Source organism: Shewanella sp. SP1S2-4, from assembly GCF_031932075.1.
GTDB lineage: Bacteria > Pseudomonadota > Gammaproteobacteria > Enterobacterales > Shewanellaceae > Shewanella > Shewanella baltica.
The window spans coordinates 373,725-399,907 of record NZ_JAUOET010000001.1 but is presented as its reverse complement, the minus strand read 5'-3'; the positions used below and the strand labels follow the sequence as shown (position 1 = coordinate 399,907).

Annotated in this window: 19 protein-coding genes; 8 read left to right on the top strand and 11 right to left on the bottom strand. The window is 46.6% G+C overall.

The annotated features are described in order from the left end of the window. Window positions 1–102 precede the first annotated feature (102 nt). On the top strand, window positions 103–1,776 hold the full coding sequence (locus Q4Q52_RS01775; RefSeq protein ID WP_311989687.1) for an AAA family ATPase: 1,674 nt from the start codon (window positions 103–105) through the stop codon (window positions 1,774–1,776). Then, the gene (locus Q4Q52_RS01770) at window positions 1,776–2,876 is read left to right on the top strand and encodes a general secretion pathway protein GspB (RefSeq protein WP_311989686.1); all 1,101 of its coding nucleotides are present in this window, start codon (window positions 1,776–1,778) and stop codon (window positions 2,874–2,876) included. The genes Q4Q52_RS01775 and Q4Q52_RS01770 overlap by 1 nt, the downstream gene beginning before the upstream one ends. Before the next feature lie 147 nt (window positions 2,877–3,023). Here Q4Q52_RS01770 and nhaD read toward each other — a convergent pair whose 3' ends face one another. Then, on the bottom strand, window positions 3,024–4,271 hold the full coding sequence (gene nhaD, locus Q4Q52_RS01765; protein WP_311989685.1) for a sodium:proton antiporter NhaD: 1,248 nt from the start codon (window positions 4,269–4,271) through the stop codon (window positions 3,024–3,026). 552 nt (window positions 4,272–4,823) lie between these two features. Between nhaD and Q4Q52_RS01760 the strand changes: the two genes are divergently transcribed. Further along, entirely contained in the window at window positions 4,824–5,021 is a 198-nt protein-coding gene (locus Q4Q52_RS01760) for a hypothetical protein (protein WP_311989684.1), read from the top strand. 110 nt (window positions 5,022–5,131) lie between these two features. Here the strand turns inward: Q4Q52_RS01760 and hemL are convergent, their stop codons facing one another. The 3 genes from hemL to Q4Q52_RS01745 form a co-directional block, all read right to left on the bottom strand. Beyond that, complete coding sequence (gene hemL, locus Q4Q52_RS01755; protein ID WP_311989683.1) at window positions 5,132–6,424, bottom strand: glutamate-1-semialdehyde 2,1-aminomutase; 1,293 nt, start codon at window positions 6,422–6,424, stop codon at window positions 5,132–5,134. 26 nt (window positions 6,425–6,450) lie between these two features. Then, window positions 6,451–7,470, bottom strand: a complete 1,020-nt coding sequence (locus tag Q4Q52_RS01750; protein ID WP_113940696.1) for an aspartate carbamoyltransferase — start codon at window positions 7,468–7,470, stop codon at window positions 6,451–6,453. A gap of 276 nt (window positions 7,471–7,746) precedes the next feature. After that, a complete protein-coding gene (locus tag Q4Q52_RS01745; RefSeq protein WP_006080740.1) occupies window positions 7,747–9,471 on the bottom strand; it encodes a chloride channel protein in 1,725 nt (574 codons plus the stop codon). Window positions 9,472–9,545: 74 nt separating this feature from the next. On the opposite strand from Q4Q52_RS01745, the gene Q4Q52_RS01740 reads away from it, so the two are divergent. Further along, the gene (locus tag Q4Q52_RS01740; protein ID WP_011846148.1) at window positions 9,546–10,349 is read left to right on the top strand and encodes a DUF6776 family protein; all 804 of its coding nucleotides are present in this window, start codon (window positions 9,546–9,548) and stop codon (window positions 10,347–10,349) included. Continuing rightward, window positions 10,342–10,692, top strand: a complete 351-nt coding sequence (gene erpA, locus Q4Q52_RS01735) for an iron-sulfur cluster insertion protein ErpA (protein ID WP_006080742.1) — start codon at window positions 10,342–10,344, stop codon at window positions 10,690–10,692. Before Q4Q52_RS01740 ends, erpA begins: the two co-directional genes overlap by 8 nt. A 128-nt stretch (window positions 10,693–10,820) precedes the next feature. Here erpA and Q4Q52_RS01730 read toward each other — a convergent pair whose 3' ends face one another. From Q4Q52_RS01730 to aqpZ, 3 genes are all read right to left on the bottom strand, one after another. Beyond that, window positions 10,821–11,270, bottom strand: a complete 450-nt coding sequence (locus Q4Q52_RS01730) for a hypothetical protein (protein ID WP_311989682.1) — start codon at window positions 11,268–11,270, stop codon at window positions 10,821–10,823. Between the two features lie 25 nt (window positions 11,271–11,295). Continuing rightward, entirely contained in the window at window positions 11,296–11,676 is a 381-nt protein-coding gene (locus Q4Q52_RS01725) for a DUF2750 domain-containing protein (protein ID WP_006080744.1), read from the bottom strand. A 163-nt stretch (window positions 11,677–11,839) separates the two neighbouring features. Continuing rightward, window positions 11,840–12,535 carry an aquaporin Z gene (gene aqpZ, locus Q4Q52_RS01720; protein ID WP_006080745.1) on the bottom strand — a complete coding sequence of 232 codons (696 nt, stop codon included), beginning with the start codon at window positions 12,533–12,535 and terminating at the stop codon, window positions 11,840–11,842. Between the two features lie 677 nt (window positions 12,536–13,212). On the opposite strand from aqpZ, the gene Q4Q52_RS01715 reads away from it, so the two are divergent. Next, entirely contained in the window at window positions 13,213–16,236 is a 3,024-nt protein-coding gene (locus Q4Q52_RS01715) for a TonB-dependent receptor domain-containing protein (RefSeq protein WP_311989681.1), read from the top strand. A gap of 658 nt (window positions 16,237–16,894) precedes the next feature. Here Q4Q52_RS01715 and Q4Q52_RS01710 read toward each other — a convergent pair. After that, complete coding sequence (locus Q4Q52_RS01710) at window positions 16,895–19,297, bottom strand: prolyl oligopeptidase family serine peptidase (protein WP_311989680.1); 2,403 nt, start codon at window positions 19,295–19,297, stop codon at window positions 16,895–16,897. Window positions 19,298–19,605: 308 nt separating this feature from the next. On the opposite strand from Q4Q52_RS01710, the gene Q4Q52_RS01705 reads away from it, so the two are divergent. Then, complete coding sequence (locus Q4Q52_RS01705) at window positions 19,606–21,756, top strand: winged helix-turn-helix domain-containing protein (RefSeq protein WP_311989679.1); 2,151 nt, start codon at window positions 19,606–19,608, stop codon at window positions 21,754–21,756. A gap of 13 nt (window positions 21,757–21,769) precedes the next feature. On the opposite strand, the gene Q4Q52_RS01700 is transcribed toward Q4Q52_RS01705, so the two are convergent. Further along, a complete protein-coding gene (locus tag Q4Q52_RS01700; protein ID WP_311989678.1) occupies window positions 21,770–22,879 on the bottom strand; it encodes an anhydro-N-acetylmuramic acid kinase in 1,110 nt (369 codons plus the stop codon). Window positions 22,880–22,899: 20 nt separating this feature from the next. Next, on the bottom strand, window positions 22,900–24,306 hold the full coding sequence (locus Q4Q52_RS01695; RefSeq protein ID WP_311989677.1) for a peptidoglycan DD-metalloendopeptidase family protein: 1,407 nt from the start codon (window positions 24,304–24,306) through the stop codon (window positions 22,900–22,902). A gap of 126 nt (window positions 24,307–24,432) precedes the next feature. Here Q4Q52_RS01695 and tyrS point away from each other — a divergent pair, with 126 nt between their 5' ends. After that, entirely contained in the window at window positions 24,433–25,626 is a 1,194-nt protein-coding gene (gene tyrS / locus Q4Q52_RS01690) for a tyrosine--tRNA ligase (RefSeq protein ID WP_311989676.1), read from the top strand. Between the two features lie 91 nt (window positions 25,627–25,717). Here the strand turns inward: tyrS and Q4Q52_RS01685 are convergent, their stop codons facing one another. Next, window positions 25,718–26,146: a hypothetical protein gene (locus Q4Q52_RS01685; protein ID WP_006085051.1), complete on the bottom strand. Its 429-nt coding sequence runs from the start codon at window positions 26,144–26,146 to the stop codon at window positions 25,718–25,720. Window positions 26,147–26,183 lie beyond the last annotated feature (37 nt).

Here is a 26,183-nt window from a genome sequence, read left to right as displayed (position 1 = left end):
ATTTGCGCACTTATGTGTCACATTGATGTTGCGGATATTTTGACAATAACATTGGGACGCTTTAACGTGGGGCGTTATTTTTAAATTAGGATGATTGGTGGTATGTACAAGGCCTTTTACGGACTCAGCGATAACCCTTTTTCGATTGCACCCAATCCCCATTATTTGTTTTTGAGTGATAGGCACAGAGAGGCGTTGGCCCATTTAACCTACGGGTTAGGGGAAACGGGCGGCTTTGTGTTGCTAACAGGGGAAGTTGGTACGGGTAAAACGACGGTATCTCGCTGTTTACTTGGGCAATTGCCCGATAATACCGACACCGCATTTATCCTTAATCCATCGCTTACAGAGCTCGAGTTGCTCGCCACGCTTTGCGATGAACTTAAGATTGCCTACGGCGACAATCCCACACTCAAGCAGTTAACCGATCACTTGAGTCGGTTTTTATTGGATAATCACAGCAAAGGTCGTAATACCGTGCTCATCATCGATGAAGCGCAGCATTTACGCCCTGAGGTATTGGAGCAATTGCGGCTTCTGACTAATTTGGAGACGGACACTAAGAAGTTACTGCAGGTCATTTTAATCGGTCAGCCAGAATTACAGCTGTTATTGAAGCGCCAAGAGCTGCGCCAGTTAGCCCAGCGGATCACCGCTCGCTACCACTTATTACCGCTAAATGAAGATGAAATCGCCCTCTATGTGTTGCATCGTTTGCAAGTTGCGGGACGATTTGAACCTTTGTTTACCCGCAAAGCCGTTAAGGTCTTGCAAAAGTACAGTGGCGGCATCCCTCGATTAATTAACCTCTTATGTGAACGTTCCTTGATGGCGGGCTATGCGCAATCGCGGGTACCCATAGATCATCATATGGTGCGGCAAGCTGCGGCTGAAGTATTAGGTGAAGAGGAGCCAACTCAGAATCGATATCTTTGGCCGACAGCGACCGCTGCGGCGTTATTTGTCGCTTTTGGTGTTTCCTATTGGCTATTTACCGACAAGCCTGTCAATGCCGCGTCAGCGTCTACTAGGGTCCTTGAGTCAAGGTCAGCAAATGTTGCTCCTTTAAACATGCAAACTTTGAGCGCGACCGAAGAAACGAGCAAGTTAGTGCAAGCCGTAGATCAGCAAAGCAGTCAGGTGTCGATTCCAGATCCTAGCCAGCGTTTACTTAATGATGCGATTAATCAGAGTCGCGATATCGATACCGCCTTTGCGGGTTTGTTTAGCGTGTGGGGCAAAGTACCCTATAAAGGCTTAACCGCCTGTCAGTCCGCGGTTGAGCAAGGATTGTCTTGTTATCAGCAGCAAGGTAACTGGATGTCACTGACTCGGCTTAATTATCCGGCTGTAGTGTATTTGGTTGATGACAACCAACAGGATTTTTATGGCGCTGTGATTGCAGTTGATGGTGAGCAGTTGCTGATGCAGCTTGGTGAACAACAACTTTGGGTTGATAGAGCTTGGTTTAATCAACATTTCAGTGGCACCTTCGAAATCCTATGGCAAGCCCCTAATTTGCCTATGATGGATATCAGTCAAAAATCGAGTCCAGGTCAACTGCAATGGTTAGAGAATGCCTTAGCCCATGTGAATAATCGCAATACTCGCAGGGTCAATCAATTCGATGTGCAACTGGAAAATGATCTTAAAAGCTTCCAAAGTCAGCATGGCTTAAAAGCCGATGGTATTGCCGGAAATCAGACATTAGTGAGATTAAATTTGTATTTAAGTCAGCAAGGTCCACGTTTAACCGATAATGGGGCGCGCAGCTGATGTCCATTTTACTCGATGCCGTGACCCGTAATAAACAACAGCAACAGTCGCCTTTACCCGATGCAGTGATGACGCCAAGGGCGAATTACCCACAGCCACGTAAATCTGGCGTGCCGATAGGCAAGCTGTCCTTACTTGTCGTCGCAGTCGCCGCCGGAATTGGCGTCGCTTGGGGATTAAGTGTTTGGGACCAAACTCGACATATTTCAACCGAGCATGCTTCAACTAATAATGTGGCAGTGGCAAAGGTATTGCCACCAACTGCATCTTCATTACCAGCTTCGACAGTGGCTAAAAGTGAGCTTCAGACTGTCTCGACAGAATCGGTTGCTCAGCCGCAATCTGAGGGCAGTGCTAATACAAGTGTTCGACTCGCAGGAAAAGTGGCGCTGCCTCGGGCACAGACTTTGCCCGAGTTAACTGCATCATCGCAATATCAGGGTGGGGCGGTAGCAAACTCACCTCAGGCTTCTAGCGCGAATAGGAACAGCAATGCGACTAACAGCAATACATCTAACAACAGTGACCCTAGCTATAGTGATTCCAGCTACGGAGACTATATGGCAACGTCTGCCCAAGTGGATGCGGCAAGTCGTGAAGTTGCCTCTATGCCTGCGGACACGCAAACACAGCAAACTATGATGTTAGGTGCTAATGCCAATGAGTCGGGTCTTGCGAGCTTGGAGGCGCTGCGTCAGCAAGTGAGTGCTGCGGCGGAAGATGTCGGTTTAGAGACCAACAAAAGTCGCGATGAAGATAAGTTAGTGGCTTCCTTTCAAAATGCGTTAAAGGATGTGGAATACACCAATGCGGCGGAGACAAATGTCACTGAAGCAAAATTAGATCCTATCCCTAAGACAGCTGTGGATGATATCCCTAAATACGGCCAACTACCTGCTGGGCTGCAATTGCAAGTGCCTGAATTTAATATTGTCGCCCATGTTTATTCCAGCGATCCGACCCAAAGGTGGCTGAATGTGGACGGTGCAGAGTTACAGGAAGGGGATATGATTGCGGGTAAGCTGAAAATTATCTCCATTCGTCCACGTGACATAGTGTTAGATATTCAAGGCACTCAGTTTAAAGTACCTGCAATCTAACCAGGTTATACGAAATTGACTCTGGCACTATGAGCAATGCTTGCGGTTATTTGTGCTAGCCATAGCTAAAAATGTGCTAGCCATAGCTAAAGAGTAAAAATGAAAAAGGCGCCCTAGGCGCCTTTTTTGATCTTATTGAATCTCTACTTAATTATACAGTCTGTAGGCTAAGAATAGGGTCAATGCGTAACCGACGCTGTAGCAAAGGAAAAGTGCTGGAACGTATTTCAAATAACTCACAAACGTTAGCTCTTTTACTTTACTCATGGCCACAATACCCGATGCTGAACCGATAATCAGCAGTGAACCACCCACACCGACGCTATAGGTCAAGCCAAGCCATTCAGGGGTATTTAGCACTGGGCTTGCTTTTAACAATGCCGCTGTTAATGGCACGTTATCAATCAAGGCTGAACCCATACCTGTGACGAAGTTAGAGATGTTGGGATTAAACATAGTATAAGCTTCGGTCAGCATGTCTAAGGTGCCGATTTCTTTAAGCATACCCACGAGCAGTAAAATACCTAAGAAGAACAACAGGGTGTCGTATTCAACTTGGCGAATATACTCAAGGATTTTAATTTCTTCTTTATCGCTACGCGTGGTATGGCCAATCAGGAACATGATTGACAGACCTGTTAGGAAGGTCAGCACTGGCGGGATGCCAAACAATATGTTCAGTAACATGGTCATCAAAATCGTGCAGAAGAACACGAGGGCAATCATCACATCAACGGTTTGATAGGTGTGCTTGATGGGCGTCGTGCTCACCACGCCTTCGGCTTTAAGTGAGAACAGGGTTGCCAACAAAATCACGCTCACGGCCGATGGGATAAACAACATCAGCAGTTCAGACATATGCACATGGCCACCTAAGAAGATCATCAATGTTGTCACATCGCCAGTGATCAAAGCGACACCGCCTGAGTTCACTGCGAAGATAATCAACACTGCCATTCTGCGGCGCATTTGTTTGTCGAGTTTAAAGGTGGTTAATAAACCTAATGACACTAACGTCGCAGTGACGTTATCACAAAATGCCGAGAGCACGAGTGCAAACAGGGCAACTTGGATCATCAACATGCGCACCGACACTTTCTGCGGGAACAGCTTTTGCACCATGATTTGGATCATGCCTTTAGCGTTCAAATACGCGACGAAGGTCATGGTCGACATCAGAAAGAGCCAGAGTGTGGCAATTTCGAGCAAATTTTCATTGAGTTGATGGGCAACGAGTTTCTCGTGGGCCGGTTCTCCAGCAGCCATAAACAGCGCTACCCAAGAAATACAGCCAAAGAATAAGGTGGTTTTTGCTTTATTAAGGTGGGTCACTTCTTCGAAAATAATACTGAGCAATGCGAACACGGCCAGTATGATGAGAAAGGTATTTAACATAACTGCAATTCCAACTGCTGTTTTAATGTCGTAGGGCGACTTGAGTCAACCTAAAGATTGAGCATATCAAGGCTGAATTAAGCCAGCCGTGTTAGCGCGTGCGGATCAGAACATAATGGGCTAAAGAACGCAACTGTTAGCTGTGACTCAATTTGCTGCTGCTTTGTGATGTTGATCTCATGCTTTTTGGTAGTAAACTGGTTTTATATATCTAAAAATTCATATTTATCAGTTTTATTAACTGTATTGTTTGATTTGATTACTAGGTTAAAAGTGAGATCTACGATTAAAGTCTAAGCAGTCAGTTTGTCGATCCTTCAATTAATTTTTGTTCAGCAAGATATTCATGAATGCTGCGGCCTGAGTAGTGTTGCGTTTCCACACTTTCCTTTGTAATTGACCTCTAATGGCTTAATCGATTAGCGTGTCACAAAAATGTCTTTGCCAAAATCTTGACTGGATATAAAGTGAGCGCTATCTTGTGGCTGTTTTCTTATCTAGGCACAGTATGTTGTGTTAACACCGGATGTTGTGTTTTTGGAGTAGAGGTAAATGACATTTGTTATTCGGAGCCTTTTGCTTTTGGGCTCAGTGGTTTGGTTAACGTATTCTGGCAAGCAGCTAATTGCGCTGGGCGTGATGAGTCAGCCTGAGCTCGCCATTGAGCATATCAATTTGACCATACAGTTCGTTGTAGCGGTGATCATATTTAAATCGGCTTTAGGTTCTAAAAAGTCTGATAGCTACTAACGACAAACAAAGCTAACTGGATCATAAAGCTAGCTAAATCTCAGTAAAACCAAGGGACGCTATTGCGTCCCTTGGTTATTTTTAAGGTGCAGTAACCCTAAAATCTAGGTTTAGCTTGCCGCTTTCATGCTCGCTAATACACGGTCAGCCGCTTCTAAGGTCAAGCGCAGTTCTTCTTCGCCATGGGCCATAGACAAGAAACCAGCTTCATAGGCGCTCGGTGCCAAGTACACGCCTTCATCTAACATGCCGTGGTAGAAAGTACGGAACTGCTCGATATTGCATTTTGTGACTTGGTCGAAACGGGTGATCTCCGCTTGTTCTGTGAAGAAGAAACCGAACATGCCGCCAACATAGTTGATCGCCATTGGAATACCGTGCTTGTCAGCCGCCGCTTTAAAACCTTCGGCGATACGTTTGGTTTTCGCGCTCAACTCTTCGTATAGACCTGCTTCACATAGGGCGTCCATTTGCGCTAGACCAGCAGACATCGCAATGGGGTTACCCGATAACGTGCCCGCTTGGTAAACCGGACCCGTAGGCGCGATAAACTGCATCACATCTTTACGACCACCGAAGGCACCCACTGGCATACCGCCACCAATCACTTTACCAAGCGTGGTTAAGTCTGGTGTGACGCCGTAGTAACCTTGAGCGCCGCTTTGTGATACGCGGAACCCTGTCATCACTTCATCGATAATCAACAGCGCACCAAACTCATCACAAATATCACGCAGACCTTGAAGGAAACCTGGGATAGGTGGAATACAGTTCATGTTGCCAGCAACGGGCTCGATGATGATGCAAGAAATGTCAGTTGGATACTGCTCGAACAGGGTTCTGACAGAATCTAAGTCGTTATACACAGCCGTTAAGGTGTGCTTGGCGAAATCTTCTGGAATACCGGGTGAGCTAGGTTGGCCTAAGGTTAGAGCACCAGAACCTGCCTTAACTAACAGGCAATCCGCATGGCCGTGGTAACAACCTTCGAATTTTAAGATCTTGTCACGATTAGTAAAACCGCGTGCTAAACGAATGGCGCTCATAGTGGCTTCAGTACCTGAACTCACCATGCGCACTTGCTCGATAGAAGGCACCATAGAGATGACTTTCTCGGCCATTTGCACTTCAAGTTCTGTTGGCGCACCAAAAGACAAACCATTCTCTACAGCCGCTAATACCGCTGCACGGATTTTAGGGTGGTTGTGGCCGAGGATCATCGGGCCCCAAGAACCGACATAGTCGATATAAGCTTTGCCATCGGCATCGTAAATATAAGCGCCGTTTGCTTTTTCAATAAACAGGGGCGAACCGCCTACACCATTAAATGCACGAACCGGAGAGTTAACGCCGCCGGGGATGGTTTTTTTAGCCTGTTCAAATAGCGCTTCGGAACGGGTCATGTTTAGTCCTTAAAGTCTGTAGCCAATTAGCGATCGGCTTTACGTGAATACCAATTAACCGGACACTCATATTTTTCGAGTTGATTATCAACGCCGAGTGTCAATGCAAACAAAGCCATGCGAATTAACAGCCCATTATCCGCCTGTCTGAAAATAGCAAGATTGGGATGGCTATTTAAATCATTATCTAACTCATTGGCTTGCGCACGTGAATCCCTTGGAAGCGGATGCATAATGACTGTGTTAGATTTGCAATGCTGAGTGTAAATACTGCGATTTAAGCGGAACTTGCCGCGATACTTATTAGCTTCTTCCTGTGAAGGGAAGCGTTCTTCCTGAATGCGAGTGAGATACAGAATATCTGCTTTATCTAAATGGCCTTCAAGCTGGTCGGTTATTTTGATGCTATGGCCAGCATTTTCAATGTCGGAGATCACATAATCAGGCATCGCTAATTCAGCAGGTGAAATCAGTGTGAAACTGATGTTCTTATACATGCAGAGTAAGCGTGACAGTGAATGCACTGTACGGCCAAATTTTAAGTCGCCGACCATAGCGATATGCATGCCATCGATACCGCGGCCAGCACACTTGAGTTCTTTTTGGATAGTGTATAAATCGAGTAGAGCTTGGGTCGGATGCTCGTTCGAACCATCGCCGCCGTTGATCACAGGGACGCGGCTACCTTCAGCAAACTCTTTTACTGAATAAGAGTCAGGATGGCGCATGGCAATCACATCAGAATAAGTAGATAACACCCGCGCCGTATCGTACAGGGACTCACCCTTAGATAAAGACGATGACGCCATACCTGTGGTTTCACGCACATGGCCGCCGAGCAAGTTAAAGGCACAGCCAAAACTCACGCGGGTACGGGTACTGGGTTCGAAAAACAGGTTACCTAAAATGGCGCCATCGAGCACATTATTGCGCTTCTCTCGAAGTGCATAGGGCATCATGCGGCTAGCGACATTAAAAATAGTTTGGATTGAGTCAAGATCTAACTGGTTTACGGAGAGGATATGGGATCCTTCGAACTGATTCATCAGCCTGTTTTCCAATTTGCTAGGGGGCATTTTAAGCTGCGGTATCGCGCTTATCTGCCCTGATGTTATGTAGGGTGGCTGAGGCGCGATTGTAGCAGAAGCACAGGGGCAACGAAATAGCCACATTGCCACTGTGTTAGATTTTTGCGATGAAGCCCAAAGCTTTTAATCTGCCGCCTTAGGTTTGGTATCAAGGTTTGGCATCGATATTAGGTTTTGCATCACTATCAGATTTTAAATTGATATCAGGTTTTAAATCGATGTTATTAATTGGCACTAGGCTTGGCCTAAGCGAATTTCCTGTTGCAGGTTCGACCAACTGATCACTCCGACCACGTTATCGGGCGTATCTTGATAGATAAACACCTCACCGCTGCGCTTGGGTGACAAGAGTAAATAGGCTTCATTGAGCGTAGTGCTGTCGCTTAAGCCTTGCATGGGATGGCGCGATAGTGTGGTACTGTCATCGTAGGATTGCATTTCAAGGCTGAGCATTTCGATAACGCCATCGGCATTGCGAACCAGCACAGGTCGACCTTCGGCGCGTTTAAGCACTTCGAGTAACAATTCATCGTTGTTATTGACGATAACAAAGCGTTTATCCATCAAGGCCCGCACGCCTTTTTTCTGCAGCGCTAAATTCACTGGTGCAACTTTATAGCCTAGCCCCATGATTTCTAATTGTTTAAAGAAAATAGAGTTAGTCTTAAAGCCTTGATAGGCAATCAAAAATGCGGGAATAGTCACAAACATCGCCGGCAGGATAATACTGGCATCATTGGTCATTTCTAGCAGGGCGACTAACGCCGCCAGCGGCGCGCTTAAGCACACGCCCATCATGGCCGTCATGCCGATCACAGTGTAAAGCCCTACATAAGGGGCGATTGACGGGAATAAGATGGCGCTGATCAGCGCCAAAATCGCGCCGAGCAGCGCGCCGATACCATAGAGTGGACCAATCAAACCGCCGGGGATACCTAAGCCAATCGCCGCAATAGTGGCAATGATTTTGGCAAATAATAGGGCGATTAACAGCAATAGGCTTGGATGTTGACTAATGGCTTCGCTAATGGCGAGATCGCCCGTACCAAGGGCTTGCGGTAATACTAGACCGATTAGTGTGGTGACGCTGCCCGCCAATAATAGTCGGTAGATGAGTGGCCAGTTTTGCCCCGTCGCGGTGACTTTTAAGAGTGAGTAATTAAACAGCGCCGCAGCGCAGCCCAATACTACGCCGCCGATGGCGAGAATAGGGTAGTGATCTAAGGGAATGTGGATCACTTGAATACGGTCAAATTCGTGCACATTACCAAACACTAATTGGCTTGAAACCGCGCCACAAATCGCGGAGAGCATAATCGGGAAGAAGTAATGGACTTTATATTCGCGGACAATCACTTCGAGAACAAAAATCACTGCCGCCAAAGGCGCGTTAAAGGTCGCGGCAATCCCTGCGGCAATGCCACTGGCGCACATAATGCGCACACTGTTATCGGGAAGATTGAATTTTTCGGCGAGAAAACTGGCACTGACAGCGCCCAGATGAATAGCAGGACCTTCACGGCCGACGGAGAAATTGGTGCCGAGGGCGAATAGTGCTTGAAAAAATTGCCCTACGGCAGATTGCAGCGGAATTTTACCGTAGTGCAGTTTAACTCTATGTAACACATAGGCTATTCCCATACGCTTATAACGTTTGGAGCCTAGCTTAGCCACAATCCAAATTAATATTGCGCCTAAAAGTGGTAACAGGGCTCGCCAGTCGGCGACGTTCCCCGTAAAATCCAGCGCCTGTATTTGGGTGTAATGATTGGCCCAAACGAGCAAGAGTCGAAACAGCAAGATCACGCAGGATGCGAAAATGGCAAACAGCAGTGCCAGTATGCACAGTTGTGCACTGATCCTCGCTTGGGATAAATGGTCACGTAGCTCATTGGTTAAATACTTTTTGGCTGTGACTATGGCATGTTGAATAGCGACTTTATTTATCGTTAATTGCACTGCATTGGCCTGAGTTGTATTGTATCGAACTCGTTCTTGAGTTGATTGTATTTTATATAAGGGGCTGTTACCTAATGCCAAATTATCATCGTTGGCTAGATCGGCTGCAAGTGATGGATCTCAAGTATCGTCCATCTTCAGTGTATTTATCGCTTTTAGTGTTAGTTTCTATTCTTTTTGGGGCTTGGATAAGTTTTCTGCTACTAAGCAGTGATGAGCCCGTGGTTAAACACATCAGCAGCAAAGCCCAACGTTTGAGTGCTGAATTAGAAACACAGACCCAATTGCTAGCGACCCGAAATTTAGAGCTGTCCGTCGAGCGTGAGGCTAACGCCCAAATGCAAGATATGTTTGGCCAGCAGATGAAAAAGCAAAAAGAATTGGAACATGAGCTGGCGTTTTACCGTAGCATTATGACACCGGATGATAATGCCGAAGGTGTCGCCATCCACGGACTTGAAATGACGCCGGGCGTTTTAGCTGATGAGTATAATCTCAAACTGGTATTAACTCAGCTGCAAAAGCGCAAGCAAGCGATTCAAGGTCGAGTCGAATTGACATTAATTGGCGTGCAGGAGGGTAAATCCGTTAGCTTGAGTGTGAACAAACTCACGGGTTCTAAGTTGGAATTTGATTTTCGCTATTTTCAGGTCATAGATACCAAGGTCACTGTTCCTGCAGGCTTTAGTTTACAGCAAGTGAAAGTCAAAGTGCTGGTGCCTTCGAGCCGCTGGACCAAGAATTCGCAGACAGAACATGTCTATAGTGCCCCTGAGTTATTACAGGGTGAAAAAGAACCACGGGTAATACTTGAACAAAACAGTCAGGTAAAGGATAATTTGCCCCAGAAAACTGATGTAAGAGGTAGTAATGACTGATCAAGCTGATACAGCAATGCCAATCCAATTTACCGATGCGGCAGCCGCTAAGGTGAAAGGTTTGCTGGAAGAAGAGCAAAATCCTGCACTTAAGCTACGAGTCTATGTGACTGGTGGTGGTTGTTCTGGATTTCAGTACGGCTTTACCTTTGATGAAAAGGTCAATGACGGCGATTTTACGATAGAAAAACAAGGCGTTCTCTTGGTTGTCGATCCTATGAGCCTACAATATTTAGTCGGTGGTGAAGTGGATTACACTTCAGGACTCGAAGGTTCTCGCTTCTTCGTGAAAAACCCTAACGCAACCACGACCTGTGGCTGTGGTGCCAGTTTCTCTGTATAAAGATTGTCTCTGTGTAAAGAGTTTCTCTATAAAGACTGCTCACTTAGCGCTTTTAAGGTGTGAAGTGAGAGCAAAAAAGCCGTCGCAATGACGGCTTTTTGTTGGGCAAAATTCAGTATGCTATGAACTTAACTCATGATGTTCAGGTTAAGCTTAGGTTTAAACCACGCTTTTACCTTTTTATCAAAAGCGATCCAGACTTGCAGTAATGACAAGATGATTAACGCGATAAAAATCACATAGTCAGGCAGTTTACCCTGCCATTCACCTAAATGCACCGTCGTTGGGCCTACCACTAAATTGCCGGGATCGTACATGATCACTGGCAGCATGCTAATCAAGCCAAGCTGCACGACTGTGTAGCCACGCAGCATAATAAGCGCCGCCTTTTGTCGACCAATAATGGCAATCACCATCAAGAGTGTCAGTAGACAAAATAACACGCCTTGTTTAGCGACTAAGCCACTCACGGACGCAACAACATACACTAGCAGCAGGGCAATCAGTCGTTTGGGTAAACGTGAACTCACGGCCGCGTCAGCCTTAGGTGTCGGTATCGCCGATTCTTGCTCGCTCATAGACATTCTCGCTTAGCGATTGAGATTAATGGCTTTGCTTAGGCGCTAATCGTTGATCTAACTCATAAGGTGGGATAACCACACCTAAATCATCTAATACTGGGAACACGGCAACGAACAGGTCGTCATCTTCCATGCCTGGCACCCATCTTTCGTGAAATTCATCGAATGGGATCGCTAATGTTTGGCAATCGCTCCATTCATCCACAGCCCAAGATTCAGCCGCTTCTTCGGTTGGCCACATTGGAATGCAATCTTCTTCTTCAGTGGTCAGCATTACGCAACCGTCTTGGTCTTGTAATGTCCAAAGAACTTTATGTTCTTTGACTTGCTCAACGAGGTAATCGTAACGGGCTTCTGGTGTCATTGCTGCTGTCTCAGCGAGGGTTTTAACAGTCTTGCTCATGAAAAATATCTCTTTTGCTTGAATAGGGCGAAGCCTGTTGTGTCTCTAATGTAAAAACCTAGGGCACAGCAAATTCACCAGTTGGCTAAATGGTAACATTAGAGCGGGATTAGAAAAAGAACAACAGCGCCAAGAGGGCGCTGTTGTGTTAGATCTTCGATGTTTATTCTGCCGCGCGGAAGTAGCGATAGATAAAGCCTGCCAAAATGGCGCCGACAATCGGGGCTACCCAGAATAACCAGAGCTGCGATACCGCCCAGTCACCGACAAATAACGCAGGACCTGTACTGCGAGCAGGATTTACCGAAGTATTGGACACTGGAATACTGATAAGGTGGATCAAGGTTAAGCCTAGACCTATGGCAATCGGGGCAAACCCTTTTGGCGCGCGTTCATCGGTGGCACCTAAAATAATGATCAAAAAGAACAGTGTCATAACGATTTCGCAAATCATGACCGACAGCATGCTGTAGCCACCCGGTGAATGTTCACCAAAACCGTTAGAGGCAAATCCACCCGCAAGTGAAAATCCTTCCTGACCAGAAGCAATAAGATACAAGATACCCGCGCCTGCAATCCCGCCCGCGACTTGGGCTATGATATAGGGCAATAATTCTGCCGCTGGAAAACGTCCGCCAGCCCAAAGGCCGAATGACACCGCTGGGTTAAGGTGGCAACCTGAAATATGGCCAATCGCAAAGGCCATAGTGAGAACTGTTAAGCCAAATGCGAGCGCGACACCGAGTAAGCCTATGCCCACCTCGGGAAATGCAGCGGCAATTACCGCACTGCCACAGCCTCCAAGGACTAACCATAAGGTGCCAAGAAATTCCGCCGCCATTTTTTGTGACATATTCATTGATTGATTTCCTATTTAGTCGATTTATGTCTGTGTGGCTTTTGACGCCATTACATAAACCCTTGTTTATCTCGCTGGTTAAGTTTAGCTAGATAAATAACCATTCCCTTAATTAAAGTTTTGCACGCCCAGATTGTTCATGCCAAAGCTGGCCATCACAATCAGAGTGTTGTGTCTTTACTGCTTAGTTAACAATCACTTTAGTTCGTTTACATGGCATAACTGTGATCAAGCATAGATGGGTTTTCATATTGTGCATTTTTGATCATGGCTTATTGCGTCAATGAGCGGATTTTCTGGGGTATTAGCCATTTTTGTTTTTTTACCTGCATAGATTGTATAGATGGCAACCTGGTGATTGAGGGATTGCTTTTCCCTCACCTCTTGCGTATCAAGCCGTTGAGTTATTCTTATAAGTTATTGAAAATAAATAAATAGATATTTAATAGATATAAAACGGGGAAATAAACGAGGGGTATTTCGTTGTCGCTCATTACTAGGCAAAGTAAAAGGGTTGAGTTACTTGAATGTTAATTATGTGTTTCTGTGTTGCTAGCCATGATTAGACCAAAGTCCTTGAAGAAAAATCGCTGACTAAGGCTTTTGGATTAATTCAAGTAACAGTGCCAAACAACAACAAAAATGGTTTGCGATGTCTCAAAGTGAAGGTGGGAAGGATGAAGAAGAAACTATTGACCCTAGCAATACAAGCATCAATGTTTGGTATTGTTCCTTCGGTAGCATGGGCTGCCGAACCGATAGAAGTGAAAGCAGTTAAGGAAAATGCGACTCGAACTGAAACCGCAGCCGCAGATAAAAATGATGGCATAGAAAAGGTCACTGTAACGGGGTCGCGGATTAAGCGAGATAGTTTTTCATTAAGTACGCCTTTACAGGGCTTAGATGCCAAGGATATTGCCGATAGCGGTATTGGCTCATTGGCGGATATTTTAGTTGACCAAATTCCGGCCTTGGCCGAAGGGGTTAGCAGCACCAATAGCCAATCGAGTGTGCAAAATACCGGCCTATCAACCATTGACCTACGTAACTTAGGTACGGATCGTACTTTAACCCTGATTGATGGTCGTCGGGTTGTTTCTAACAGTTACAGTGGTAACTACGTCAGTTTAAGTACGATTCCGGCGGCGATGGTCGATAAGGTCGAAATCATTACCGGTGGGGCGTCGGCTGTGTATGGTTCCGATGCGATTGCGGGTGTGGTCAATATTATCACCCAGCAAAACAAGACTGGGTTTGAGATTAATGCCCGTGGTGGTGAAACGACAGAAGGTGGTGGCCGAGAAACCACAGTTGATGCTGGCTATGGTGCTGATTTTAATAGTGATAAAGGTTACATTTACGCCAGTGCTACCTATGATAAACAGCATGGGTTATTCGCCACAGACAGGGAGCGAGCCCTGTATGAATCAAACTTTGCCTACGATCTAAAGCAAATGTGCAATGCCATGAACACAGTCGATGGTGATAAGTGTATGCGCGATATCACTCCTGACGATTGGCGATCACGCAGCAACGACATCGTTGGCGGCCGCTTTAACTCTGATGCTTGGTGGTACGACGGCACTGAACTTAAAGCTGGCTTTAAAGAAGGGCGTGATGGTTATAACGGCTTTACCACGGGTTTATTAAAAGTTCCTGAGGATACTTTAGCTGCTGCAGTCAAAGTAAACTATGACCTTAGTGAAAGTGTGCGCGCAAATGCGCAAGTGCAATTTAGCCGTAACACCGCGTTTCGTCGTACCGATGCTGAAGGTCAAGACTATAACGATGCTGAGTTGTACATCGATCCCATCACCGGATTACCAGGGAAAATTTCTGCGGGCAGTATTTCACCGAATAATCCTTATGTACCAGCAGAGATCGCCGCGACAGCGGGTAAGAGTATTAGTTGGGATCGTCGTTTCGAAGAAGTAGGGCCTGTTGAAAGTGATAACGAGCGTACTACGCTGCGTACTTGGGCGGGTTTACAGGGAGATTTGTTTGAAACTTGGACCTGGGATGCGTCAGTAGGTTATGGTCAGTTCGAACAGCGTCAACGCCGTAGCAATGAGATCAGCATTCGTCGCCTGAAATATGCGCTCGATGCCGAATATGCAGCCGATGGTGTGACTATTCAATGTGCCAGCGAAGAAGCCAGAGCTGAAGGCTGTGTGCCCGTCAATATCTTTGGAGAAGGCTCAATCAGCAAAGAAGGGGCGGACTATATCCGCGCCAATCCCTACATCAACACCGATATCACTCAATTCAATGCATTAGGATTTATTTCTGGCGAGTTGTTTGAGCTACCTGCGGGTGGCGTGCAATCGGCATTCGGTATGGAGTATCGCCGTGATACGCAGGCTGTGGATACCGATAAGACGATGCGTGGCGATGCGATCACCTTTAACGACGTTCCTCCCTTCGAAGGTGATGTCACCGTATGGGAAGCCTTTGGTGAGGCGAATCTACCCTTGTTAAGGGATATGAGCTTCGCTAATAAGCTGGATGTGGATGTGTCCTTGCGTCTTGCGGATTACAGTCAGAAAAACATTGATTTAATGTCGAGCTACCGTACCGGCATACTGTGGGAACCCATTGCCAACTATGCTTTACGAGCAAACTACTCACGTTCACAACGTGCGCCGAATATCACTGAACTTATCTCTCCACCCCGTGGTGATTACGACAGTATTCGCGATATTTGTAATGGTGTAACGGCAACCTCAACAGGCGCTGGGCATGATAGCTGCCGTCTCGATCCTGGTATTGCAGCGGCCATTGCTAGCACTGGCATTTTCAAAGCGGTAAGTGGTTCAAAGTATTCTCCTAACGCGGGTAATGAAAACCTGACCGAAGAAACCGCGGATACCTATACCTTAGGCTTTACCATGGCGCCAGCCTTCCTTGAAGGTTTTAACCTAGCGGTTGATTACTACGATATTAAAGTTGCTGATGCGATTGGTTCATTAAGCAATGAGGATATTCTGGCTGAGTGTTATAACTCGAGTAATCCCTATGGAGCTGATAATGAGTACTGTCAGGCTATCACTCGCGATACTGAGGGCCAAATCACCCAGATTATTCAGCAGGAACGGAACCTGAATGACATCGTTACTCGTGGTATCGATTTCGCTATGGCCTACGAGTGGCAATTGGACGGATACGGTGAACTCAGCTTAAAAACCAACTGGACTCATGTATTGGAATACAGTTCAAGCTACTATAACGTCGATGGTTTAGTTGAAGATGATTATGTTGGTGAACTTTCCAGCGGGATTTTTGAAGACCGAGGCACGCTTTCATTAAGCTGGAGTAACGATGATTGGCGTGTGCGTTGGAGCGCGAAGTATAAGAGCGCTATGGTTGATAGTCACGATAGAGTTGAAGAATGGAATGTGGAGAAAGCCAAGAACCAGGCCAAACTCGATGCAGGTGATGCCAGTGCAGTTGCAAACCCTGAAACGCCAGCCTTCCTGTTCTATGGCTCGTATATTACCCATGATTTATCAGTGTCTTACACCATGGACGTGAGTCAGGCTGAATTACGTTTATATGGTGGTGTACGTAATATTTTCGACAACCAAGGACCTTGGGTGGCTGATGGTGGCGACTTAATTGAAACTGGTAATGGTAACTACAGCAGTGCCTACGGCGGTGGTGTAGGGCGTTATGCCTACCTAGGTGCAGAGCTTAAGTTCTAAAGGTCAGTTAACTTAAGTTGGTTAAACCGCATGTGGCTCCCTGCATGCGGTTTTTTTATTGGCAATTAAATGGCTTAAGCAAGAAAGGAACAGTTGTTGGCTATGGTTCCTTCAGATAGTTATACCAATCACATTAAATCTCTAATCAGTTCAGAGCCTCACTGGCATTTCAACCCAAGGCGCATTGACGCAGAAATGGTTATTCCCTTTTAAGTCAATGCAACACCGGAGTGGGATGCCTGTGTGGCTCCCAAAGGGCGGCTGATGTTCACTGTATGGCAACGCGATTTATACTGCGTTTAAGGCTTTCGACAGAGCACCACTATGCCTTCAAGCCTTCGCCTTGTCTAAAGCGCGTTGAATTTCCGCTGAATGAACAGATATTTAATTCGATTGGTATTAAGCGGTTTTAACGGGGAGTTTACGCAAAAGTTTTAGCTAAGCGAGTTCGGCAGGTCAGCTAAGTTGGGGCTGGGGGCAAAATGGTGTAGGTTCAACAATACACTTTAAGCTAATGTTTTTACAGGCTTGATGGTATGAACTGATATTACCCTTAGCGGCGAGTATGTATGCCGCTAGGGTATCGTTGGGAGCTATCTTGGCAATATGTTAAGCGGTAATGCGAACTTATCGATTCATTACAGCATTGAATGACAAGTTACTTGGAGGGTAAATTCGCCTTTAAGAACTGGCTTTGTTCCCATAATAAGTGTTCTAAGGACTCCTTAGCTGTATAACTGTGTCCTTCAAAGGGAAGGACGACTAATCTCGCTTTGCCGCCCCCCCCTTGAATCGCATCAAACAGGCGCTCAGATTGCAGCGGGAATGTACCTGAATTTTGATCCATTTCGCCATGCATAAGCAGTAAAGGCGATTTGATCTTATCCGCATAATTAAATGGTGACATTTGCTGATAAATATCATTAGCTTGCCAGTAGGTGCGTTCTTCATTTTGAAAACCGAATGGCGTTAGGCTGCGATTATAAGCCCCACTACGGGCGATACCTGCGTAGAATAAATCCGTATGGGCTAGCAGATTTGCCACCATAAAGGCCCCGTAGGAATGACCGCCAACGGCAATTTGCTTGCGATCGGCAATACCTAAATCGACTAAGGTATCGACAGCCGCCTGTGCGTTGGCAATAAGTTGCTCGCGAAAGGTGTCATTGGGCTCTTTACCTTCTTGGGCGATGATAGGCATAGAGACTTTATCAAATACTGCAAAGCCTTCGGCCACCAAAGGAATTGGGCTTCTTGGGCTGATGGTGGGATATTGGTTGGCGCTAAAGCTAATTTGGCCGGCAACATCGGGATCGTTAAATTCTCGCGGATAAGCCCACATCAACACGGGTAAGGTGCCTTGCTTTTTGCTGTAATTAGCGGGTAGGTAGAGCGTTCCCGATAAGGGCACTCCATCGGCTCTTTTGTAGGTGATCAACTGCTTCTGCATCCCCCGGTACGCACTCAGTTCATCGGCCTGTTGGTAGAGCACACTTTCTTTTGCACCATCGATTAAGACAAGGCTCGGTGGTTCAGTCGGACTTTCACGGTTGATAATCAGTTGTAAAGGTTCAAGATTGAGCACATAGCGCACCGACTCTAATCGCTGGGTTGCTGATTGCCAAAGCAGTGACGATTCACCCGTCAGTAATGAAGTACGCTTTAAAAAAGGCTTGTCCCCCTGTGGCGATGCCCCTTGGCCGTAGTGAATAAGCCCTGTAGTTTGCGCCTGCTGCACGCGGAACACATGCCCTTTGCCTTGGGTATATTCTCTGGAGAATGTTCCAAGCTCTTGATATTTATCGCGCAGATTACGCTCGTTCAACGTTTGTAGGCTACTTTCTCCAAGGCGGGTGTCTAGGCTACTCAGTCGCAGTAACTGTGCTTTGCTATTGCGCTGGGTCACTAAGGCGATGTTGTTCTCCGCCCAGTCGATATCGATGATCCGCCAAGGCGTTTTGGCGATGAGTTTGGCCTTTTGGGTAAAGGGGGCATCGAGTTGCCATAGACTGTCCCGTAGCGGCGCCTCCTGCTGGCTATCGCCCTGATCTTGAGCCTCGGTAAAGGCTAAGGTTGCGCTGCGCCCTTGAACCCAATGGAACTGGCGTGGGCCTGGGAGCACAGAGTCTCTTCCTTGGGGCTTAGATTCTCCACTCTGGCTTTGGTGCAGTTGCGTTATGCGTTGGCCATCAAGATTATAAATCTCTGTTAAGGTTGGAAAATCATAATACTTTACTTGGGTTGAGAAGGGCGCGGTGAGCTGATGGGTTAAAATATAGCGCCCATCGGGTGACACCGAAAAATCCTCAAAAATACCCGGCGCGGCGATAGTTGTCAGCTTGCCATCTAAATCCACTCGGGCCAATTGACTGGTCGTCAGTTGGCTAAAGCGTTGTTTGTCAGCGCTGGTTTTCAATAAGTCCTGATAGGTGCGCTGCGGGCTTTGTTTGCCCGAGGTTTCCTTGGTTTTCGGTGCGTAAACGGCCTGAGCCATGCTTGCGTTGGCATTGGAGGCTACCACAAAGCGAGCGAGCAGACTGTTATTGTTAGCCCACTGATAATCAAGGCTAATCGTTCCATTCAATCGGTTGTCTGATAGGCGCTTGTGGCTATCTTGAGCGAGGTTGTAAACATATAAGTAACCGCCCTCTGGCGTTAGGCTCACATAGGACAGATAGCGACTGTCGGGGGATAACTGCAGCTCAGTAATATCATGGCCGCCGGGCAAGCTAATCATTCGCTGCTGATTGTTTTGAATATTAATTAGCCTGAGTTGGTGGTAGCGTTTGCTAATACGGCTGGGTAAATATTGATCTGCTGCGATACGTAACCCCGCGAGTTTCTGCTCTGGTATGGCCAACGTAGTAATACTGGGAGCCGAAATAGGGCTGAGCAATGCTAACCATTGGTGATCGTTTGAAAGCCGTGTCGTGAGGCTGGTACTGTGGTTAATGGTTTGCTGCAATGCAGAGGAAGGTTTTTGGTAGTCTTGTGCTAAGGTCTGTGGGGTAAAAATTGGACATAACATCATCCCGATGCAAATCAAGGCTAAACGAAGCATGTTTGGGTCCCTAACAAAGTGCATAACTCCCGCACAGATAATTTGTAACAGGAGTAAGACGTTGACGCATAAGTTTTTATTGGTCATACAGTTGTAAGCAATCTGTTGCTTTGTCGCAACCCGCCTCGACTCGATTCTATATTGTTTAAATCTCTATTTTAGATTTTATACGAGCTAATATTTTGAATTTTATATAGTTAGTTTAATTCATTCGTTTGCTAACTGGGCTAAGTCTTAGGTAGTATCTAACCGAATGATGCACTCATTACCCTAACCATAAAAAGATCAATAACTCAGGTGTGAGAAAAATGAAGGATAAGAATAAGTTGAGTTTTTGCTTAGGAAGTTGTCGCATTGACCCTTCCGATAACTCAATTTCATTTCAAACGCAGGCGGATGAAACGTCCCAACATGAAGCCGCTAAGGTGTCACTTCAACCTAAGTTTATTGAAGTGCTTAGCTATCTTGCCTTGCGTCATCCTAATGTGGTGACCCGTGATGAGTTGATCGAAAAAGTGTGGGAGGGCAATGTTTACGTAGGAACTAAGGCACTCACTAATGCGATTTGGCATTTACGGCAGCAATTGTCGCCACTCGAACAGGATGGTGGTGTGATTGAAACCGTGCGTAAGGCTGGGTACCGCCTCTTATTGCCCCCTGTCTACGACATTTCTGATGACACCGACATCGATAAACTCCAAATCACTGAGGCGAAGTTACAGCATACGATGCGACGACTGCATTTTATGGTGATATTGATGGGGGCGGTCATCGTGACTGTTGGTCTATTGATTGGCGTGCACCTGTACCAAGATAAACAGCGGATGACAGAGACCCAAATGACAGTGCTGACCAGAGATCCGGGATCGGAGCGTTATCCTAGGTTATCCCACGATAGGCGTTGGTTAGTGTATGGTGCGAGTCGTCCTGGCGTTACTTCTAGTCTGTATCTTAAAGATTTTAAACGTGAAGACATCCCCGCCCGTCAGTTAACGCCTTCCACATCGGCAGAGCTTCGCGCAGTGTGGAGTTTAGATGACACTAAGTTGTTTTTTGCCTCCCGAACTCAGGGAACTGGAGAGTGCCAAATTACTCAGTTAACCCTTGCAACCAATGAAACCCTCGCCTTAGCGCCTTGCTCGACCGATATGGCGGCAATAGATATTTCTGCTGACGGCCAATATCTTGCGTATGTCTCCTCCCTTGAGGCGGGTAAGGAGGGTGGTATCTACCGTTTGTCTTTGGTGCAACCTTACGCTAAGGCTGAAAGATTATCCTGCGAAGTGCACTGTAACTATGAAGACCGAGATTTAGCCTTCAGTCCTGATGGTCGTTGGCTGGCAATAGCGAGACGCTTTAGTAATATCTCGGAAGATATTTTTATTCGGGATTTAGCCAGTGCCAGTGAGAAACGCTTAACCCACGGACTAGAAGATATTCGCGGCTTGAGTTGGACGCCTGATAGCCAGTCGCTGGTTTTTGCCACCGAAGATTCCGGCAGTCGCAACGGTTTTACTATCGATATTGCAACCACGCATATTCAATCTCTCGATGTGGAGGGAATGAGTTATCCCAGCAGTGTATCAGAGGAAGGTGAGCTTGTTTATCACCAGTATCGTCGTCAATTCCAAATGGCGTATTTTTCCCTTGGGGAGTCGGTATCTGGCAGTTTGTTTCCGCTCCTGTATTCTAGTATCAGCCACCGAAATCCCGATTATTCCCCCGAGGCGAAACGGATAGTATTTGTCTCTAGTGAGACTGGCTATAACGAGATTTGGGCGTCAGATATAAACGGCAAAAAACTTGAGCAACATACTCATCTCAAGTCGCGCGTAGCTTACCCGCGTTGGTCTCCCGATGGCTCTAAAATAGCTTTTATCGCCCCCGATGATCGCAATGAAGGTAATCGCATTTTTATTTTAGATTTAGCCAATAAAAACATTACTGCCTTAGCCTCGAGTTATCACAATCACGGTCGCCCCAGTTGGAATTGGCAGGGCACTGCCGTATTAGCATCGACTAGCGATGGCATCACGGAGTTTTATTTAGATAACAGTACACCAAAAGTGATCAGTCCTCTGACTATGGCTGTGGGATTTGCGAAATCGGCTAACGAATTTGTATTTAGCCGTTATGGGGTGAATGGACTCTGGCAGATTGATCTAACGCAGCCTGAGCAGGTTCGAGAGTTAATCCCTAGCAAAGTATTCCGTGCAGGTAATAACTGGGTGCTTACGGCAAACGGGGTGTATTTTAAATCGAGTAATGGTAACGAGCAGCGACTGAATTTTTGGGAGGCGAGCAATCAACAGCTGACATCACTCCTAAGGGTTCCCCGTTCGAGCTTAAGCGGTTTTGGCTCTATGACGTATATCCCAGAGTCAAACCGCTTAGTGATGACGCTCGATGGCTTCCCACAACGGGATATCATCTTGCTTAAGCATAAGTTACTTAAATAAGTTGCTTTAAGGATTACTTAGCGCTAAATCTTCCGCCGAGTACAGCTTCGCGGGAGGCGCCTGTGACAGCTGGGAGGTTGGCGGGTAAGCCTAAGTGGTTACGCATGGCGAGCCACGCGAAGGCGATGCCTTCGGCCCACTTAGGGTCGACGCCAAGGGCCGAGGTAGTATCCAGCTTATAACCTGGTAATAAGGCGGCAAGACGTTGCATCAGTTGGCCGTTGAACGCGCCACCACCACAGACGAACAATTCCCCTTCATTGGATAGTTTAATAATGTCTTGGGCTATGCTGTGGCAGGTTAAATCCAATAACGTCGATTGGATATCTTCTTCATCTAAATGATTAAAAGGCGATAATTGCTGTTCTAACCAAGCTTGGTTAAATAGCTCTCGCCCAGTGCTTTTAGGGTAAGCAAGGGAGAAATACGGGTGCGAAAGCAGTTGCGTTAACAGGCCTTGGTCGGTTTTGCCCGATGCCGCCCATTCGCCATCTCTATCGAAGGGCTCACTTTTCACCTGCTGGATCCAAGCATCTATCAAGGTATTGCCAGGTCCCGTGTCGAAGCCCAGCACTTGGTCACTGTTGCCCGGTAAATAAGTAATGTTGGCTATGCCGCCAATATTTAAAATGATGCGTTTCTTGCCAACTTCAGCAAAAGTCTGCTGGTGGAATGCGGGCACTAAGGGCGCGCCTTGGCCACCTAGGGCAATATCTTTACGGCGAAAATCGGCAATCACATCAATACCGGTTTCAGTTGCTATAGTGTTTGGATCGCCAATTTGCAGGGTAAAACCCACTTCAAGGTTTGGCATGTGGCGCACGGTTTGGCCGTGGCTTCCAACGGCGATAACCTCTTCTTTGGCAATGGCGCATTTGGTCAGCAGGTTATTGACTGCTAAGGCAAACAGTTGACCTACATTACGGTCTAAACGGCCGAGGCGGTTAATTTCATCTGTACTGGGTAAGCAAAGGCGCTGTAGGCCTTTGAGCAAATGGCTCGGTATGGCTTCGGTATGGCTGGCGATAAGCTGCGGCTGCGTGCCTGAAAAGTCGACCAATACGGCATCGACACCGTCCATGCTGGTGCCTGACATAAGTCCAATATAATAAGCGTTTTTCATTGGGAGGAATCCGTCCGTCGTTATTGCATTGCCAATTGCGTTTGCTTGTTTTGCGAAAGTGTAGTCATCAATTGCTGACTAAGTGCATCGAATTGATTTTTTTCTTTTCTCGCAATCGATTCGGCTTTAGGTAGCGTTATGGTTCTTGGGTTGCGGTGGACGCCATTGACGATAAATTCGTAATGTAAATGTGCACCCGTGACGCGCCCCGTTTTACCTAAAGTACCTATGATTTGCCCTTGCTTAACGCTGGCTCCTTTGCTGACGTTGCGCTTAGTGAGGTGAAGATATTTGGTGGTATAGGTATCGTTGTGTTTGATAAACACATAGTTACCGTTGAATTGATTGTAGCCCGCCTCTATGACGCGTCCGCTACCCGCCGCTTTAATGGGTGTGCCAATGGCGGCGACGTAGTCCACACCGCGATGGGCTTTGACTTGGCCCGTTACTGGATGCAAACGTCTTGGATTGAAATTTGAGCTGACATATTTAAAATCGACTGGTGAGCGCAAGAAGGCTTTACGCATGCTAGTGCCATTCTCGGAATAATAGTTACCGTCGGTATAGCGAATGGCAGTATAGCGCTCATCTTGGTTTACAAATTCTGCTGCTAAGATATTGCCGTTACGCAAAAATTCGCCATCGGCATATTCTTGCTCATAAATAATGGCAAAGCTGTCGCCTTCGCGTAAATCTAAGGCAAAGTCGATGTCCCAGCCAAATACGGTCGATAATTGCATGATCTGATTTGCACTCATGCCTGCATCGACGGCAGCGTTCCAGAAGTTGCTCTTAATCTTAGCGCTGGTGAAATGGCTGCGAATTTCCACATCCTTCTCGGATATTTTTTCTTGGTATTGATTTTGATTCTTGGTGATGATGAGCGTCGAAATCGCATTCACGCGATAACGTACTTCGGTCAAATCGCCATTTATATCTTTCGAAATCACGATTTCTTCGCCCGGCATAATCTTAAGTAAATTTTGCTTGGCTAAGGGGAGTTGGGTGATCTCATACACGTCTTTACTGGTTAACCCTGCGCGATCAAATACCGCGGCTAAGGTATCACCATTTTTCACGTTAAAATGCTCGACATCCCTGTGATGGGCACTCTCTAAGGATTCTGTAGCTGGGTTATTGGCATCACCCGCTGCAAGCGCGTCGGTTGACGATAATGGCGCAGCATTGGTGGCCGCATTGTCTGTTTGGCCCTCTAATAACTCAGGACGTTCAGGCGAGCGAAAGGCTAAAGGCACATCATAACGGGTGTTGATTTGAGCTTGGTCATCTATGCTGGTGGTTTGTCTTGAAGCTTGCGCTTCTTCAGAAGGTAGTAGCATGGTTATCATAGTGATAACTGAAAGAATGCTGAGGAGAATTTGATGCTTTTTAGGCAACAATTTAAATAACGTTATAACCTTTCCCATTGACGCCGATACCGATAACCAGAGACTTAAATAATCCTGTTAGTGTACACACTTTCAATTGTGGTGGCTAACAAGTAACATAAGTCTCTTCATTTTATGATCATGGCCTTAGGAGTCCCTGCCGAGATGGCTGATTTAGACCAAGTATTAGCAGAAATTAGACGTGGTACCGATGAGATTTTACTCGAAGCGGATCTGCTGGAAAAACTCAAAGAAGGACGTCCACTCCGTATTAAGTTAGGCGCCGATCCTACCGCTCCGGACATCCATCTTGGACACACAGTAATCTTAAATAAACTAAGGTTATTCCAAGAGTTAGGTCATGAAGTCATTTTCTTGATCGGTGACTTTACCGGTATGGTGGGTGATCCAAGCGGAAAAAACAGTACGCGTCCACCGCTAACCCGTGAGCAAGTATTAGCGAACGCAGAAACCTATAAAGAACAGGTTTATAAGATACTTGATCCGATTAAAACCCGTATCGAATTTAACTCAAGCTGGTTAGAGCCATTGGGTGCGGCGGGGATGATCCGCCTTGCTTCTAAGCAAACTGTGGCTCGTATGATGGAGCGCGATGACTTTAAGAAGCGTTATGCCTCGGGCCAATCTATTGCTATCCATGAGTTTATGTATCCTTTACTGCAAGGTTATGACTCAGTTGCGCTGCAGGCCGATGTTGAGCTGGGTGGTACAGATCAAAAGTTCAACCTGTTAATGGGCCGTGAACTGCAAAAAGCGGAAGGCCAAAAGCCACAAGCTGTGATCATGATGCCGCTGCTCGAAGGTTTAGACGGCGTGAAGAAAATGTCTAAGTCGGCACACAACTATATTGGCGTGAGCGAACCTGCCAACGAAATGTTTGGCAAGCTGATGTCGATTTCGGACGACTTAATGTGGCGCTACTTTGAGCTGTTGTCATTCCGTCCACTGGCTGAAATTGAGCAGTTTAAGCAAGATGTGGCCAATGGGTCTAACCCACGCGACATTAAAATCGCCTTGGCGAAGGAAATCATCACACGTTTCCACGATGAAGCGTCTGCAGAAAGCGCACACCAAGCCTTTGTTGATCGCGCTAAGGGCATGATCCCTGACGATATCGACGCTGTCGAGTTAGTGGCGGGTGAAGGTCTGGCGATTGCTAATCTGTTGAAAGACGCTGATTTAGTGGCATCGACTTCAGAAGCCATGCGAATGATCAAGCAAGGCGCGGTGAAGATGGACGGCGAAAAGCTAGACGATAGCCGTATGACTTTGTCTGCTGGTACTGTTGCGGTATTCCAAGTCGGTAAACGTAAGTTTGCCAAAGTGACTTTGGTTTAAGCCATTGTCTGTTAAATGAAAAAGTCGTTAAACGAACAAAAAGAGCGCCTTAGGGCGCTCTTTGTTTTTAAGTCTGTTTCACCCCAGCAGATTAAGGCGCTGTGTTGGCCTCGTGCTCGGCGATATTACATCTGTCGGTGCCAAAGTGTTGCCCACCACTGCATTTCCACGCCAGTTGCGCCGAACTCACCTGCCATTGTTTAGCATTCTGCTTCAAGGAAATAATCAACAGCATTTGTGGATGTTGCTTGGAGAGCTCGCTCACCTGGTAGGTCAAAATGCTGTCTTTATTGGTTTGGGTTCGCACTAAGGTAAATTTGTTGCCTGCGTATTGGCTGCTGATCTGACTTGGGTCTTCCGACCAGGGTTGATGTTGTGCCTGAGCGACACGCAGTTGCTGATTAAAATGACTGACTGGCTGAACGGCGTAGGACACAATTATGGGCTGTAAGGCCTGTGCTTTGGGAGCCAGCATTAAGCCATTAAGGGCGAGTAGGGCTATCAATCCAAAAAACTTCATACAAACCTCATTGAAACGAAACGACTCAGTCAACCTA

Coding starts and splice junctions, on each gene's coding strand:
- Q4Q52_RS01710 (WP_311989680.1), bottom strand. CDS start 19,297: ATGCTTCGTTTAGCCTTGATTTGCATCGGGATGATGTTATGTCCAATT.
- Q4Q52_RS01730 (WP_311989682.1), bottom strand. CDS start 11,270: ATGAGCGAGCAAGAATCGGCGATACCGACACCTAAGGCTGACGCGGCC.
- aqpZ (WP_006080745.1), bottom strand. CDS start 12,535: ATGAATATGTCACAAAAAATGGCGGCGGAATTTCTTGGCACCTTATGG.
- Q4Q52_RS01770 (WP_311989686.1), top strand. CDS start 1,776: ATGTCCATTTTACTCGATGCCGTGACCCGTAATAAACAACAGCAACAG.
- Q4Q52_RS01685 (WP_006085051.1), bottom strand. CDS start 26,146: ATGAAGTTTTTTGGATTGATAGCCCTACTCGCCCTTAATGGCTTAATG.
- tyrS (WP_311989676.1), top strand. CDS start 24,433: ATGGCTGATTTAGACCAAGTATTAGCAGAAATTAGACGTGGTACCGAT.
- Q4Q52_RS01750 (WP_113940696.1), bottom strand. CDS start 7,470: ATGAATCAGTTCGAAGGATCCCATATCCTCTCCGTAAACCAGTTAGAT.
- Q4Q52_RS01695 (WP_311989677.1), bottom strand. CDS start 24,306: ATGGGAAAGGTTATAACGTTATTTAAATTGTTGCCTAAAAAGCATCAA.
- Q4Q52_RS01715 (WP_311989681.1), top strand. CDS start 13,213: ATGAAGAAGAAACTATTGACCCTAGCAATACAAGCATCAATGTTTGGT.
- erpA (WP_006080742.1), top strand. CDS start 10,342: ATGACTGATCAAGCTGATACAGCAATGCCAATCCAATTTACCGATGCG.
- Q4Q52_RS01760 (WP_311989684.1), top strand. CDS start 4,824: ATGACATTTGTTATTCGGAGCCTTTTGCTTTTGGGCTCAGTGGTTTGG.
- nhaD (WP_311989685.1), bottom strand. CDS start 4,271: ATGTTAAATACCTTTCTCATCATACTGGCCGTGTTCGCATTGCTCAGT.
- Q4Q52_RS01725 (WP_006080744.1), bottom strand. CDS start 11,676: ATGAGCAAGACTGTTAAAACCCTCGCTGAGACAGCAGCAATGACACCA.
- Q4Q52_RS01740 (WP_011846148.1), top strand. CDS start 9,546: ATGCCAAATTATCATCGTTGGCTAGATCGGCTGCAAGTGATGGATCTC.
- Q4Q52_RS01775 (WP_311989687.1), top strand. CDS start 103: ATGTACAAGGCCTTTTACGGACTCAGCGATAACCCTTTTTCGATTGCA.
- Q4Q52_RS01705 (WP_311989679.1), top strand. CDS start 19,606: ATGAAGGATAAGAATAAGTTGAGTTTTTGCTTAGGAAGTTGTCGCATT.
- Q4Q52_RS01700 (WP_311989678.1), bottom strand. CDS start 22,879: ATGAAAAACGCTTATTATATTGGACTTATGTCAGGCACCAGCATGGAC.
- hemL (WP_311989683.1), bottom strand. CDS start 6,424: ATGACCCGTTCCGAAGCGCTATTTGAACAGGCTAAAAAAACCATCCCC.